We start from the raw sequence: 14,113 nt of genomic DNA, 5'->3' as shown, positions 1-14,113 counted from the left end.
TCGGGGCGGGTCATTAAGCCATAAAACCACTCTTGTGCAAGCACATCGTGGTTTCAGGCTTTTGACCCTGGCATCATTAAATGTATACTGTCACGAACTGCTTCTTCTGTAAAAATCGCAGCTCAAAAACATTCCCGGTTACGTCCGGCTCTGTGTCCTTGACGTTCACGCTAATATAAGTATAATGAGACTTACAGAAAAAATCAACAAGTATCATAATAAAAACTATAATTATATTGAGGTATTCTATGCAAATCCAGACCAATCAGAAACAACGTGAACTAAAAGACCACGGAACGTTTGCTTTTCCGGTAAATGTAAGCCATGAAAACCTGTTTTCTTATGAGCGAAGTTCCTTTTTCTGGCACTGGCATCCGGAGATTGAGCTGACTTTGATCGTATCCGGAGACATCAATTATCAGGTAAATGACAAAACTTATCATCTCACCACCGGCGAGGGACTTTTCTGCAATGCCAACATGCCGCACACCGGACACATGTATAATAAGGAAGACTGTGTTTATATTTCCACGACCTTTGACCCACGTATCATTTATGGCTTCGAATCCAGCCGCATTCAGACAGCCTATGTCACACCGCTGACACTGGACGACCGTTTTTCTTCCATCAAATTTTCCCCGGATGTCGCATGGCAGGCAGAAATCCTTGCAAACCTGACAAAAATCTGGGAAATTTCTTCTTCCAAGGCTCCGTGCTGGGATTTTCAGATCCAAATCCTGCTCTCCAGGATCTGGCTGACCCTGTATCAGAATACTGAGCCACAGACCGAAACACTTCCTGCGGTACAGCGTGACCGGGAACGTCTGCTGGTGCTGCTCTCCTATCTGCACGACCATTATCAGGAAAAAATCCTACTCGAGCAGGTTGCCGCTCAGATCAATATCTGTAAAAGCGAATGCTGCCGCTTTTTCAAAAGTCATATGAACGAATCGCTTTTTGACTACCTGCTGCATTACCGCATACAGAAAAGCCTGCCGCTTCTGCAAAACACCAACAAAAGTATCACTGATATTTCACTGCTGACAGGCTTTTCCAGTCCCTGCTATTTTTCTAAAATTTTCAAATCCGAAATGGGATGCACACCGCGGGAGTATCGCAAAAATGCACTCAAGACTCCTTCGCCGGAAGCTGAGCCAGAATGATCGCCGCAAACATGGCAACACAGCCAAGTCCTTCCCGTATACTTAAGGTCTGGCCAAGCAGCAGCCAGCCAGCAAGCACAGAAATGCAGGACTCTAGGCTGAGGATCAGCGATGCAATGGTCGGATCCATCCCTTTCTGACCGACGATCTGAAGGGTATAACCGACACCGCAGGACATGATACCGGCATAAGCGATCGGTTTCCACGCCAGAAGCACTGCGGATAACTGCGGCTGTTCCGCAAAGAGCATCGCAATGCCGGATAACAGACCGCACACTAAAAACTGGATGCAGGACATCTTCACACCGTCCACCTTCGGCGAAAAATAATCCACGATCAGGATATGTACCGAAAACAGAATCGCACAGACAAATACCAGAATATCTCCGTATCCGATTGAAAACTGTTCGTTTATGCAGAGCAGATACAAACCCACAACTGCCAGAAGCACCGACAGCCAGATCATCGGACTGCATTTCTTCTTCATAAAAAGTCCGATCACCGGAACGATCACAATATAACATGCTGTGATAAAACCAGCCTTTCCTACCGTTGTATATTGGATGCCGATCTGCTGGAAATTCGTTGCCAGGCACAGTGCGATACCACAGCAGATCCCGCCGGTCAGCAGTGTTTTTCGCTGTGCTCTTTTCTCTTCTGCACTGATTTTTTCTGCTTCTGTTTTTTTCCCCCGGTTCAGGAAGAAAATACACGGGATCAGAACCAGCCCTCCCAGAATACTTCTCACAAAGTTGAACGTAAACGGTCCGACATACTCCATCCCCACGCTCTGGGCAACAAACGCCACGCCCCAGATGCATGCCGTCAGTAAAAGCAATGCGGAACTTCTCAGATTTCCTTTTTTCATTTTTACAATTCCTTCTTTATTTCATTAGCTTTCATCATATTCTTTTCTTTTTCGAAAGTCAATGGCGGATTTCTTTATGTTTTTCAACGAAATATCATAAATTTTTATATTTTCTTTTATTGGGAAATATGGTACAATGACTGTCAGTAGGGTCTCAATAATTGTGAAAGTTGCATAAATACCGGCATCTTTCACATCCCAAAATCACTATAACAGAAAGAATATGAGGTGTACACAAATGGCAATAGATAACAGCTTTATCATCAAAAAACTTCAGGGACTTCCAGAGATGTTCGTTATTTTCTCCCAGTCCACCAAGCATCCTTATGTAACCTGTAACGAAGAATCTTTCGATGACCAGATACATATCTTCTCAGACGCTGAGGCAGCACATGCTTATGTTGTTGCAAAAAATGAGCAGGAAAAAATCCCGGTGGTATCCGTAAGAGTAGCAGCAGAGCAGTTCCTTCATTTCTATGGTACACTCTACGCTCTCGGTGTCAACGGCGTGGTACTGCATGACAATGATACGGAAACCTCTCTCGCTCTTGAAGCGATCGTTCACAGAAGACATAATCCGGACGAACTTCCGGAAAAACAGCGTCCTGTCATCAATCCGGAGCTGATGCTCACTTCCCTGTATTTCCTGCAGGAGATGCGTCGTCCGGTCAGCGAGGAAGAAAAAGAAAAAGCTGATCTGCGGGCAATGGACGAAGAACTGGTTGCCAATCTGGTACGCGGCCGTTTCTTAAGCGGTATTATTGTAGACGAAAGCGAAAAAGATGCTGACAGTAAAGCAGAAAATCCTGACGGCAACACGGAAGATGGAAACATCGAAGAATCCAAAGAATCAGAAGCAGAAGAAGAACAGCCAAAGAAAAAAAATAACATCCGTGTTCCGTATGTCAACAATCAGAACGGCGAGATGTATCAGGCTATCTTCACAGACGGATACGAGCTTCAGAGGTTTGATCCGAAGAAAAGACTTCGTCCGGTTGTCGTGAAATTTGATGATCTGGAGAAGTTCCTGGTGAAAGATGCAAAAGGTTTTTTGTTAAATCCGACCAGTACTGCCCTGCCGCTTCGCCGTGAGCAGCTGCCTGCTTTCAAAAAACGTATTGATGGTTAACTGAAAAAGGCACAGGAGTAAAATCCTGTGCCCTCTTTTATTTCCTGTCTGCGGTTTGCCGGACTTCAGCTCTCAGATCAGAAAATCTTTTAATCGCTTACTTCTGGACGGGTGACGCAGTTTCCGCAAAGCCTTGGCTTCGATCTGACGGATACGCTCACGTGTTACGTTGAACTCTTTTCCGACTTCTTCGAGTGTTCTTGCTCTTCCGTCTTCCAGACCAAATCTCAGTTTAACAACCTGACGCTCTCTGTCTGTCAGAGACTCCAGTGCTGTTGCAAGCTCTGCTCTGAGCATGGAAAATGCTGCGGAATCTGCCGGTGAAAGTGCGGAATCATCCTCGATAAAGTCTCCCAGATGACTGTCATCCTCTTCTCCGATCGGAGTATCCAGTGATACCGGATCTCTGGAGATCTTGAGAACTTCTCTTACACGTGACACAGAGACATTCAATCTCTCTGCAACTTCTTCCGGGGTCGGTTCACGGCCAAGCTCCTGAAGCAGCGTTCTGGTCATACGAAGTGTCTTGTTGATGGTCTCTACCATATGTACCGGCACACGGATCGTTCTTCCGGTATCTGCGATACCTCTGGTGATCGCCTGACGGATCCACCATGTCGCATAGGTACTGAACTTATAACCTTTGGTATAGTCAAACTTGTCAACGGCTTTCATCAGTCCCATATTTCCTTCCTGGATCAGATCCAGAAACGGCATTCCACGACCGACATATTTTTTGGCAATGCTGACTACCAGACGAAGATTGGCTTCCGTCAGCTGTTTCTTTGCTTCTTCATCTCCTGCTTCCACACGCTTTGCAAGCTCTACCTCCTGCTCGGTGGTCAGCAGCGGCACGTTTCCGATCTCTTTCAGATACATACGCACCGGATCTTCTGTGCTGACACCTTCCAGCACATCCACATCATCGATGATCTCAACCTCGTCCTCGTCATCCAGAATGATATCATCATTGTCGAGGATCAGATCTTCTGCATTGTCCACGCCAACTTCGGCATTTACAATATCAATTTTCTGCTTTTCCAGATACTCCAGTACCAGATCCATCTTATCTTCGGTAAGTTCCAGTCCTTTAAAGGCATCATTAATCTCACCGTACTGTAAGACATTTTTCTTTGTCTTTGCTAAATCTACAAGTCCAAGCAATGCTTTTGTAAACTGTTCCTGCTGTAATTCATCCATACTACAATTTCTCCTAATGCTCTTGCCTTCTGGCAACTCATTTTGCTGCATTTAATAAGATACCATTTTTGACATCTTCTGTCAACTTTTCCGGAGCATATTCCAGAAAATCACAAGAAATCCTCCCAAAAAGATAAACATATCTGCCAGATTAAACACTACACGTTCCAGTTTTCTGCACTTTGTGTGGAAGCTGAAATAGTCAACCACATATTTTCGTGTGATACGATCCCAAACGTTACTCCATGCTCCTCCAAGGATCATCCCAACACCTGTCTTCAAAAACAACTGTTTTGGTTTCTTTATAAGATAAACGTAAAACGCCGTCATTCCTGCTGTAACAACTGTTGTAACACCTGTGAGCAATTTTGGAGTTTTCTCCATGAAGCTCAGTGCAGCTCCCCGGTTATGCAGCTTCTGAAGGATGATATGCCCTCCGAGCATTTTTTCTGGCGCCTCCTCCTCATTCCAGCTTTCCGCTCTCTTCTTCATAATATAATCCGCCGTAAAAATGCCTGCCGGCAATAGCATCCACTTCATACTATTCCTCCAGTGCCGGCACACCTCTCATCTCAATCAGAGGTCCGCCTTTATGTTCAATATAATCCCTTGTGATCGTAACTTTGCCGATGCTGTCATCTTTCGGGATCTCATACATGATATCCAGCATGAAATCTTCGATGATCGCCCGCAGTGCCCTCGCTCCGGTTTTTTTCTCCAGAGCTTTCTCTGCGATCGCCTCCAGTGCTCCATCCTCAAAAACAAGCTGCACTTCATCGAGTGCCAGCAGTTTCTGATACTGCTTGAGGATGGCATTTTTCGGCTCTTTCAAGATCTTGACCAGCATCTCTTTTGTCAGTCCCCTCAGTGTAAAGACGATCGGCAGTCTTCCGATAAATTCCGGGATCATGCCGAAATTGCGGATATCTTCCAGTGTCACTTTTTCGAGGATATCCGGATCGTTGTCATACTTGTCCTTTAAATCTGCACGAAATCCGATGGATGCCTGTTTGTTCAGACGCTCCTTGATAATATCCTCCAGTCCCGGGAAAGCTCCGCCGCAGATAAAAAGAATATTTCTGGTATTTACTGTGGCCAGCGGCACCATCGCATTTTTGCTGTTGGCTCCGACCGGTACTTCCACATTGGCACCTTCTAAAAGCTTTAACATACCCTGCTGGACAGACTCTCCGCTGACGTCTCTCTGATTGGTGTTCTTTTTCTTTGCGATCTTGTCGATCTCATCTATAAAAATAATGCCCTGTTCTGCTTTTTCCACATCGTTGTCTGCAGCTGCAAGCAGCTTGCTGACAACGCTCTCGATATCGTCTCCTATGTAACCTGCCTCTGTGAGCGAAGTCGCATCGGCGATCGCCAGCGGCACATCCAGAAGTTTTGCAAGGGTCTTGACCAGATAGGTTTTACCGCTTCCGGTCGGTCCGATCATCAGCATATTGGACTTTTCAATCTCAATATCATCCATCGTGCCGGTCGCCACACGTTTATAGTGATTGTAAACGGCAACAGAAACCACTTTCTTTGCATAGTCCTGACCGATCACATACTCATCAAGTTTTGCCTTGATCTTATGCGGTGCCGGGACAGATTTCAGATCAAATGCCGGTTTTGCCTCTTCTTTGCTCTTCTTTTTGCGAATCTTCTGTTTCTGTGGAATGTGATCCTGCAGATCCGACAGATTGATCATGCTGATATTCGGCATATTTGACATATCCTGGAAATTCATACCGCCTTTTCCCATGGAATCAAAAACCTTCTGCATACAATTCTGACAGATATGGATATCGTTCGGCAAATGTACCATCTTTCCTACTTTGCTCTCCGGTCTGCGGCACAGAAAGCAAATATCTTCAAAATCTTCTTTCTTTTCTTCGTCTACTACATCAACATCAATGTTTTTTTCATCTGGCATTGTCATAAACCTCCAGTAATTTTACTGTTCATCATTATAGCTCATATGTTCGCAAGAAACAAGTAAACTTTTTCGAAAGAAAATGGAAAAACAATTATACCAGTCCCTGTACTTTCAGAAGATAGAGCCATCCGGTCAGTGTAAATGCACTGAGCAGCGTCGTCAGCATGACAACACTGGAAGTGAGCACTCCTTTATGCCCCATATTTCTTGCCATAACATAGGAACTGACCGTTGTCGCCGAGCCGAGCATCACAAGGATTGCGATCAGCTTTTCCGTCCGGAAACCAAGTGTCACTGCGATCGGCAGAAATACGCCCGCTAGGATCACCAGCTTTAAGAGAACGACCAGGATCACCGGCCGCATATTTTCGAAAGCTCCTTTGAACTCGATCGATGCTCCCATCGCCATCAGTCCGAGCGGTGTTGCAAGCACTGCTACATTTTTTACTGTTTTTTCAAGTATCACCGGCATCGGAAGTTTTAAAACAGACCACACAACGCCCGTCAGGATCCCGACAATGATCGGATTGGTGATGATCCCGTGTAACGTTTTGCGTATCAGTGCTCCGTTTACCCTGCCGCGTTCCGGCCGCATTACGGTCAGTACTACAACCGCCATAATGTTATAAAGCGGCACACTTGCCACAATCATCAAAGGTCCCATGCCTGCCTCACCGTAAATGTTCTGGATAAAGGCAATTCCGAAGATCGCCGCACTGCTCCGGTAAGATGCCTGGATAAACTCACCCTGCAGGCTCTTATCTTTCAAAAGAAAGGACAGTAATGTTACCGCTGTAATACTGATTAACGTAGCAAGGAAACAAAACACTACAAATTTCCAGTCCCAGGCTTCAAAAAAATCAACGGTCGCCAGATCCTGGAATACCAGCACCGGAAGTGCCACCTTAAATACAAAGCTGTTCATCTTATCGACAAACGATCCGTCCATGATATGCCACTTTCGAAATGCATATCCGAGCATCATCGTCAGGAAGATCGGCATCGTTGCATTCAGGCAAAACATCAAATTACTCATAAAACAAAACTCCAATCTCTGCAGTTTTTTCATGACAGTCTGTTCAAGAAAACCTGCTGCTCACCGCCTGCAGAAGCGGGGCATCTCACGTCCGATGTATACTATACCATGTCCCTTCGCTTTTTTCCAGTGCATATCAGCGATTGCGTTCCAGACCAGCCTGCGGATCGCTCCTTCTTCCATTTTTATTTTACATTTTGCCCCCCCGATCTCCATATGCTATAAATCCTATAGCAATGCTTCTTTTTTGTACACAATTTCAAAAATTTTTCACAAAAATTGTAAATTATACTTGCATTTCCCTTATCAGAATAGTAGTATAGGGATATAAAATTTTAGGAGGTGATTTCTATTTCTACTTACAATCTTACTGCTACAACCAAGCTGATCATGGATTATCTGTGGGATTTCCCAGAAGGTACTTCTTTCCGTGAAATTTACAAACATTTCACAGAAGTGAAAGGAAGAGACTGGAAACGCCAGACTCTTTACACTTACCTGACGATCCTGATGGAGCAGGGTTTCCTGAGAACAGAAGGCTCCCGTCGCAGAACTACTTACATCCCGGCAATTTCCCGCGATGCTTACCGTGAGTTCCATGCAAAGGAGATTCTGGAGGATGCTTATGACAATTCTCTTGTAAAATTTGTAACAGCTTATGCAAAGAGCGATAATATCACAAAAGAAGATGCTGACGCAATTATCGCTATTCTGAATGATACTGTAAAATAGCCATTCAGAGGGGAGTGCAAGAGTACGTATGAATATTACAAATTACTATAGTTGTGTGGTACACTTGTGTATGCGTCAGCTTTTCTTCTGGGAAAGCCTGACGGACACAGGAAAAGGAGTTCACTTAAATGTGAGCTCCTTTTCTTTTTACATATTTTCTGTCGGCTTAAGATTACTGCTGGAACTGACGGAAGAAATCTTCAAGGGAATCGTAGCTGTTGCTTCCGCTGTTTCCTCCGTTTCCGCTGTATCCATCGCTTCCATTGCCGTCATATTCATAATACTGACGCGGCTGGCTCTGTCCATTATCCTGTCCCTGACTGTTATCCTGGCTGTTTCCCTGATCCTGACTCTGTGAACCTGAAGAATCTGAGCTGCCGTCTGAGGAAGAAGTGTACTCACTCTTCTTTGCCAGTGTGACAGAGAAGGTATTCTCTACATATTCTCCGCCCTGTGCTGTCTTGACAACCACATCGATCGTCTCACCTGCTTTGTAATACTCCATGCGTGAAAACAGTTCACTTCTGGAAGAAATCGTGATGCCATCCAGTTTTGTGATGATGTCACCTTTCTTGATGCCTGCTTTTTCTGCCGGAGAACCTTCTACTACGCTGTATACAAATGCACCTGCCGGCAGATTGTAGATCTGACGTGCTTCTTCGGATACATCTCTTGCATCAACACCGAGGAAACCAAGTTCTTCGCTGTCCGTTACTTTTGCTCTGGTCGTACGGTTCATCAGCTCATCCAGGATCGGAGAAGCTGTATTGATCGGGATCGCATATCCCATACCCTCTACGCCGGTATCTGCTGCCTTTGCGGAATTGATACCGATCAGATTGCCGTTCGCATCGAGCAGTGCACCGCCGCTGTTACCAAAGTTGATCGCTGCATCCGTCTGGATCATATTGTTGCTGACATTATCGATCGTCACTTCCCGGTTCAGGGCACTGATGTAACCTACCGTCAGAGACTGTCCGTATCCGAGTGCATTACCGATCGCGATCACCTGATTGCCGATTTTCAGTTTATCGGAGTCACCCATAACAGCAACTTTCAGTTTGCTCTTTACATCTTCGGAAATATCAGAAAGGCTGACTGCCACAACGGCCAGGTCATGGTCCGAATCCGTACCTTTTACCTGTGCTTTTACGACGGCATCATCGGTGTTTTCCGTATCCACGGTAAAGCAGACGCTCAGTTCTTCTGCTCCGTCCACCACATGGTTGTTGGTAGCGATCAGAAGCTCTTTATCTGTCTTGGCAATGATCACACCGGAACCGGCACTTTCTGTTTCCTGATACTGTGTTGTTCCGAAAAACATGCTCTGTACTTCTTCTACGCCTTTGTTTGTGATCGCTACGATGGATGGCATCGCATTCTCTGCGATCTCAGAAACATCGCCGGCTGCTGAGACGCTCTGTGTGACACTCTGGCTGTTATCTGCATCACCGGCTGCCTGTGTCTGCAGCTCTGCTCTCTGCTCAGTCTCACCGGATGAGATAGTCTCGCTTTCTGCCACAAGACTGCTCACGGATTTTTTGGAATCGATCGTTCCGAACGTCACACCAAGCACCAGACCGAATACGGCTGCACATCCGAAAGCAACTGCGATCTTCTTGCCTGTGCCAAACGGCTTTTTCCCGCCGCTTTCCAGCGAATGTTTCTGCTGCGGATGATTTTGGTAAACGCCGTCATGCCATCCGTCTTCTCTCTGGTGATACTCTCCATTCTGATAGTACTGACGGTATCCTTTCTTTTCTTCGTTAATATGCTCTTCTGCATGATGCTCTGATGAACCATACTGCTGTGCGTTCTGTGTGCTGCCTGTCGGCTCTGCCTGTTCGCCTCTTTCGTAGCTGTAATGGTAAACAGATGACTGCTCCCCGGATTCTGCGGATGCTTCGGTTTCTTCCGCTGTCGATGCCTGTACCTCTTCGGTTTCTGACAGCTGATCTTCTTCCCCGTACATCTGCCCGGTTTTCACTTCATCCTCTGCGGATGGCTGCTTTGGATCGTAGCGGTCTTCATTTTCTTTATTATCAAATTCATCATACATGACCAAATCCTCCTCTTATCGCTATTTTGCGTCTGACTTTTCTATCAGGCCACATTTTTTCTGTATGGTATGAAAGTATAGCAGTCGTTTGTGTTCAAAGTGTGACAAAATCGCTTAATTTTTACATCTTGACTGAAGTTTCTTTTTCTTCTCCCAATAACTCTTATTTCCTGTAAGGTGTAAAACTATGTTTTCCGGCAGTTTCTGATAGGACCTGCCAAGCCTATAACCGAGCAGTTTGCTTGCACTTCGCATCCCCAGAATCGGAATGAGATACGGCTTTCTCTGTGCGATCAGATACGCTGCAGTCGCCTTCACCATGCGAATCCCTTCACTTTCTGATTTTGCCATGGCAAAAATCTCCGGGTGATCCGCCTGGGACACTGCCAGATCAAAGTTCCGGTGCAGCTGCTGGCAATTTGTATAGTTGTGGGAATGAACCACTCTTGCTTCTGCAACATAGGCAATGGCATAACCTTCCTGGATCAGTTTTCCCGCAAATATCATATCTTCATTGAAAATGGTGTGCTTTACGAAACCTCCCAGCTTTTCGTAAATGCTTCTGCGGTACATCGCACAGACATTCGAACAGAAAAACGTTTTGATCCCCAGACGGTCTAAGTCTGCTTTTGTTTTTACGCTGCTCTCTTTCGGATAATTAAAACTTCTCGTATAACGCTCGATGATATCGCAGTCTTTGTCCGGCAGCTGTCTTGCATAGGCTGCCGCCACCTTTTCCTTTTCAAAAGCGGATACCAGTTTTTCCACCAGATAAACATCTGCCGGGACGGCATCCTGCGTCATAAATAAGATCAGATCCCCGTCAAGCAGGGAGGCGGCACCATCTCTGGTACCGCCGTGGTCAAAATCTTCTGTCTCTATATGCCGGATCTGTACATTCTGCCACGTTTCATATCCTTTTTCCGGAAAAAACTTTTCTTCCGTATTTACGATCAGGATCGTCCCGATCGGATAAGTCTGTTTCTGAAGCATATGCATCAGCCGGTCAAATTTATGATCCGGTTTATAGCTCGGAATCACAACATCTACCGTTTTTTTCACATTTTCCCTACTTTCTTGTTTACTGTATTCCTGTATCGTTGATGATCTGCCAGCTGATCTCCTGCACGGAATCGGATGGCTCATAACTGCTGTCATCGAACAGCCACTGGTGAAGCTGACGTACATTGTCTGCCAGATCGACTGCCACCACGCAGTCTCCTGCCTGAAGATTTGCTGCCGTTAAATTAAACGGAAATCCCGTCTGGTCTGTCAGGTTATAAGAAGAAACATCTTTTGCCAGGGAGAGCAGCTCCGTGTTGCCAAGGCTTGTCATCATATTGCCGGCCACGTTGTCGATCAGATTGTTCAGTGTCAGAAGATCGGCACTTTTTGCCTTCTCCAGGATCTTCTGAAGAACGGTACGCTGTCTTTCGGTACGTTTGAAATCGCTTCCTTCCGTGTAACGGATACGGCAGTAAGACAGTGCCTGAAGTCCGTTTAAGGTCTGAAGTCCTGCATATTCGACCGGAACGATCTCTTTTCCGGTCACCTGGGAACCCTCTACCTGATAATTGTTCAGATGTACAATCTCGTCCTCCTGCACATCGATGTCAATACCGCCAAGTGCATCGACCACATCGGCAACTGCCGTGAAATCTACGGTGACAAAATCCGTGATATCCAGATCCAGGTTTTTGTTCAGCATGCTGATCGCACGGGAAGGTCCGCCGAAATAATAACATTCGGTCGCCTTGCGGTACTCTCCGTTTGTATTGTCCAGGTAAGTATCGCGGTAAACAGACACCAGTTTGACATCTTTTGTCTTGTTGTTGATGCTTGCGATCAGAATGGTATCACTGTGAGCCTCTTTGTCAAGGCTTCCCTCTCTGGAGTCCACACCGAACAGTGCAATGTTTGTATAGCCTTTCAGATTGACGTTGTCATTGATCACAATGTCACCTTTTGATACATCGGCACGTTTGATCTTGCCGACCTTTGCAGCAACAAACATTCCGGCTGCCAGAAGTACAAGGATCAGGATTTCAATGATAAACGTGATCCGTTTTCTCTTCTTTTTCTTTGCTGCACGTTTTCTTCTGTCATCCTGTTCATAGTACCGGTCGTCATAGCCGCCGCCCGGATAACCCTGACGGTAGCCGCCGTCTCTTCCGTATCCGTCCTGACGGTATCCCTGCTCGTAACGTCGGTCATACTGTCTGCCGTAATCCCGGCGGTATTCTTCCTGCTGATAGCCTCTGTTCTCTTCGCCGCGGTAGTTTCCCCTGCTCTGACGGCGGTAATCGTCCCGGTAATATGGATCCCGGCGGTACTCTCTGTCATCAAACCTGCGGTCATCTGACTCTCTTTTGCTTTTTCTTGCCATCTCAAATCCCCCTTCTAGTATGCATTCTTGTTGATAAAGCCTTTAAAAATTGTAAGAATCAAAATCTTGATATCCAGTCCCACGGTCCAGTTCTCTATATAGTACAGGTCAAACTCGATCCTGCGTTTGATGGATGTATCTCCCCGGTATCCGTTTATCTGTGCCCATCCGGTCATCCCCGGACGCACCTGATGTTTTACCATATAACGTGGGATCTCCTCCCGGAACTTCTCCACAAACTGAGGCCGCTCCGGTCTCGGACCGACCAGGCTCATATCTCCTTTCAGGACGTTGAACAGCTGCGGCAGTTCATCAATACTCGTCTTTCGCATGATCTTGCCGATGCCTGTCACTCTCGGATCGTTCTTTGTCGTCCAGGCTGCCTTTTCATCCTTTATCTCCTGCACCGCCATCGAGCGGAATTTATACATATAGAACGGCTTGTTGTGCAGTCCGACACGTTCCTGCCTGAAGATCAGCGGTCCTTTCGAAGTTGTTTTCACCAGGATTGCCGAAATCAGCATGATCGGTGAAAACAGGATAATGGCCACCAGTGCCCCGAAAATATCGATGCTGCGTTTGACCATGCTGTTGAAGGTATTGGTCAGCGGCACATGACGGATGTTGATCACCGGAAGTCCGAGCAGATCCTCGGTGTAAGGTCTGGTCGGAATAATATTATTGTAGTCCGGGATAAATTTGGTGTGCACTCCGGACTTTTCGCACAGTGCAACGATGTGCTGCAGTTTCTCGTATTCCCCAAGTCCCAGCGTGATCGCAATCTCATCCAGACAGTTTTCCGGCAGGATCACGACCAGATTCTCGATCCTTCCGATCACTTTGATGCCTTTGTACATCGTCCCGCGTGCCACATTGTCATCTAAGATGCCCCGGACACAGTAGCCCCACTGCGGATTCGCAATGATACGGTCGATATACTGCTCTGCCGCCCGGCTGTAACCGACAAGCAGGATCTGTTTCTGGTTCAGCCCGCGTCTGCGAAGGCTCATCAGCACCATGCGGATCAGATTCCGCACCAGCGTTTCCACAACGATGTTCAGTGCATAGAAAATGCAGAGCATCTTTCTGGAAAAGTCGATTTCATGCTGCATATATGCAATCGTAAAAAACAGCAGCAGTGCTATGGTGTTTGCCTTTACGATGTTGCCAAACTCAAGTCTTCGTCCCTGCACCCGTTTTGGCGTGTACAGGCTGAATGCATGATAGAGCAACAGCAGCCCCGGTATCAGAATGACCAGGGCTGACATATACGTCTCAAGCGGAAGTTTTCCGGCAACATCCGGTGCGAAAAACTCAAACTGAATAAACCAGGCTGCGATATAGGTACATGCGATCACCAGTGCATCTACCACCACATGGATGCGGTTCAGAAGCGTTTGATTGTCTTTGATCATGGTTATCCTCTCCCTGTTTGCTTGCCTTATCATAACGCATACGCCGAAAAAGGGCAATTCTTTTTTGCCCGTTTTGGCAGCGTTTTACAAATAATTTACGTTTTGTATTGCTATTTTTTATGATGCCAGGGTCAAAAGGTCTAAATCCACATGAGCTTGCTCATAGGTGGATGAAAGACCTTGGGACCCGCC

13 protein-coding genes are annotated in these 14,113 nt (G+C 46.3%); 3 read left to right on the top strand and 10 right to left on the bottom strand.

Translation table 11 applies throughout. From position 1 onward, the window contains the following. Nucleotides 1–236: 236 nt before the first annotated feature. Entirely contained in the window at nt 237–1,163 is a 927-nt protein-coding gene (locus tag LKD42_RS14030; RefSeq protein ID WP_248836055.1) for an AraC family transcriptional regulator, read from the top strand. On the opposite strand, the gene LKD42_RS14025 is transcribed toward LKD42_RS14030, so the two are convergent. Further along, nucleotides 1,129–2,031: a DMT family transporter gene (locus LKD42_RS14025; protein WP_248836054.1), complete on the bottom strand. Its 903-nt coding sequence runs from the start codon at nt 2,029–2,031 to the stop codon at nt 1,129–1,131. The genes LKD42_RS14030 and LKD42_RS14025 overlap by 35 nt on opposite strands. Nucleotides 2,032–2,269: 238 nt before the next feature. On the opposite strand from LKD42_RS14025, the gene LKD42_RS14020 reads away from it, so the two are divergent. Beyond that, nucleotides 2,270–3,160, top strand: coding sequence for an SseB family protein (locus LKD42_RS14020; protein WP_248836053.1), 891 nt, complete (start codon nt 2,270–2,272; stop codon nt 3,158–3,160). Nucleotides 3,161–3,232: 72 nt separating this feature from the next. Here LKD42_RS14020 and rpoD read toward each other — a convergent pair whose 3' ends face one another. The 5 genes from rpoD to LKD42_RS13995 all read right to left on the bottom strand — a co-directional run bounded on the left by rpoD (nt 3,233) and on the right by LKD42_RS13995 (nt 7,545). Continuing rightward, on the bottom strand, nt 3,233–4,360 hold the full coding sequence (gene rpoD, locus LKD42_RS14015) for an RNA polymerase sigma factor RpoD (RefSeq protein WP_022119967.1): 1,128 nt from the start codon (nt 4,358–4,360) through the stop codon (nt 3,233–3,235). Between the two features lie 81 nt (nt 4,361–4,441). Beyond that, the gene (locus LKD42_RS14010; protein ID WP_147632027.1) at nt 4,442–4,900 is read right to left on the bottom strand and encodes a signal peptidase II; all 459 of its coding nucleotides are present in this window, start codon (nt 4,898–4,900) and stop codon (nt 4,442–4,444) included. Nucleotide 4,901: 1 nt separating this feature from the next. Further along, entirely contained in the window at nt 4,902–6,290 is a 1,389-nt protein-coding gene (clpX, locus tag LKD42_RS14005; protein ID WP_022119969.1) for an ATP-dependent Clp protease ATP-binding subunit ClpX, read from the bottom strand. A 94-nt stretch (nt 6,291–6,384) separates the two neighbouring features. After that, complete coding sequence (locus tag LKD42_RS14000; protein ID WP_248836052.1) at nt 6,385–7,329, bottom strand: AEC family transporter; 945 nt, start codon at nt 7,327–7,329, stop codon at nt 6,385–6,387. 60 nt (nt 7,330–7,389) lie between these two features. Beyond that, nucleotides 7,390–7,545, bottom strand: a complete 156-nt coding sequence (locus tag LKD42_RS13995; RefSeq protein ID WP_248836051.1) for a hypothetical protein — start codon at nt 7,543–7,545, stop codon at nt 7,390–7,392. Nucleotides 7,546–7,671: 126 nt separating this feature from the next. Here LKD42_RS13995 and LKD42_RS13990 point away from each other — a divergent pair, with 126 nt between their 5' ends. Next, nucleotides 7,672–8,061, top strand: a complete 390-nt coding sequence (locus tag LKD42_RS13990) for a BlaI/MecI/CopY family transcriptional regulator (protein ID WP_022119971.1) — start codon at nt 7,672–7,674, stop codon at nt 8,059–8,061. 172 nt (nt 8,062–8,233) lie between these two features. Here LKD42_RS13990 and LKD42_RS13985 read toward each other — a convergent pair whose 3' ends face one another. The 4 genes from LKD42_RS13985 to LKD42_RS13970 form a co-directional block, all read right to left on the bottom strand. Further along, on the bottom strand, nt 8,234–10,120 hold the full coding sequence (locus tag LKD42_RS13985; RefSeq protein WP_248836050.1) for a S1C family serine protease: 1,887 nt from the start codon (nt 10,118–10,120) through the stop codon (nt 8,234–8,236). A 114-nt stretch (nt 10,121–10,234) separates the two neighbouring features. Further along, nucleotides 10,235–11,182, bottom strand: a complete 948-nt coding sequence (locus LKD42_RS13980) for a glycosyltransferase family 2 protein (RefSeq protein WP_248836049.1) — start codon at nt 11,180–11,182, stop codon at nt 10,235–10,237. A 19-nt stretch (nt 11,183–11,201) separates the two neighbouring features. Continuing rightward, the gene (locus tag LKD42_RS13975) at nt 11,202–12,506 is read right to left on the bottom strand and encodes an LCP family protein (RefSeq protein ID WP_248836048.1); all 1,305 of its coding nucleotides are present in this window, start codon (nt 12,504–12,506) and stop codon (nt 11,202–11,204) included. Between the two features lie 14 nt (nt 12,507–12,520). Continuing rightward, entirely contained in the window at nt 12,521–13,921 is a 1,401-nt protein-coding gene (locus LKD42_RS13970) for an undecaprenyl-phosphate glucose phosphotransferase (RefSeq protein ID WP_022119975.1), read from the bottom strand. Nucleotides 13,922–14,113: the final 192 nt, after the last annotated feature.

The organism is Hominisplanchenecus faecis, assembly GCF_020687205.1.
GTDB classification, from domain to species: Bacteria; Bacillota; Clostridia; order Lachnospirales; family Lachnospiraceae; genus Hominisplanchenecus; species Hominisplanchenecus faecis.
Note: the sequence above shows the minus strand (reverse complement) of the source record. Positions and strands in the feature narration are given on the sequence as shown.

Coding starts and splice junctions, on each gene's coding strand:
- rpoD (WP_022119967.1), bottom strand. CDS start 4,360: ATGGATGAATTACAGCAGGAACAGTTTACAAAAGCATTGCTTGGACTT.
- clpX (WP_022119969.1), bottom strand. CDS start 6,290: ATGCCAGATGAAAAAAACATTGATGTTGATGTAGTAGACGAAGAAAAG.
- LKD42_RS13985 (WP_248836050.1), bottom strand. CDS start 10,120: ATGTATGATGAATTTGATAATAAAGAAAATGAAGACCGCTACGATCCA.
- LKD42_RS14020 (WP_248836053.1), top strand. CDS start 2,270: ATGGCAATAGATAACAGCTTTATCATCAAAAAACTTCAGGGACTTCCA.
- LKD42_RS14000 (WP_248836052.1), bottom strand. CDS start 7,329: ATGAGTAATTTGATGTTTTGCCTGAATGCAACGATGCCGATCTTCCTG.
- LKD42_RS14010 (WP_147632027.1), bottom strand. CDS start 4,900: ATGAAGTGGATGCTATTGCCGGCAGGCATTTTTACGGCGGATTATATT.
- LKD42_RS13970 (WP_022119975.1), bottom strand. CDS start 13,921: ATGATCAAAGACAATCAAACGCTTCTGAACCGCATCCATGTGGTGGTA.
- LKD42_RS13995 (WP_248836051.1), bottom strand. CDS start 7,545: ATGGAGATCGGGGGGGCAAAATGTAAAATAAAAATGGAAGAAGGAGCG.
- LKD42_RS13975 (WP_248836048.1), bottom strand. CDS start 12,506: ATGGCAAGAAAAAGCAAAAGAGAGTCAGATGACCGCAGGTTTGATGAC.
- LKD42_RS14025 (WP_248836054.1), bottom strand. CDS start 2,031: ATGAAAAAAGGAAATCTGAGAAGTTCCGCATTGCTTTTACTGACGGCA.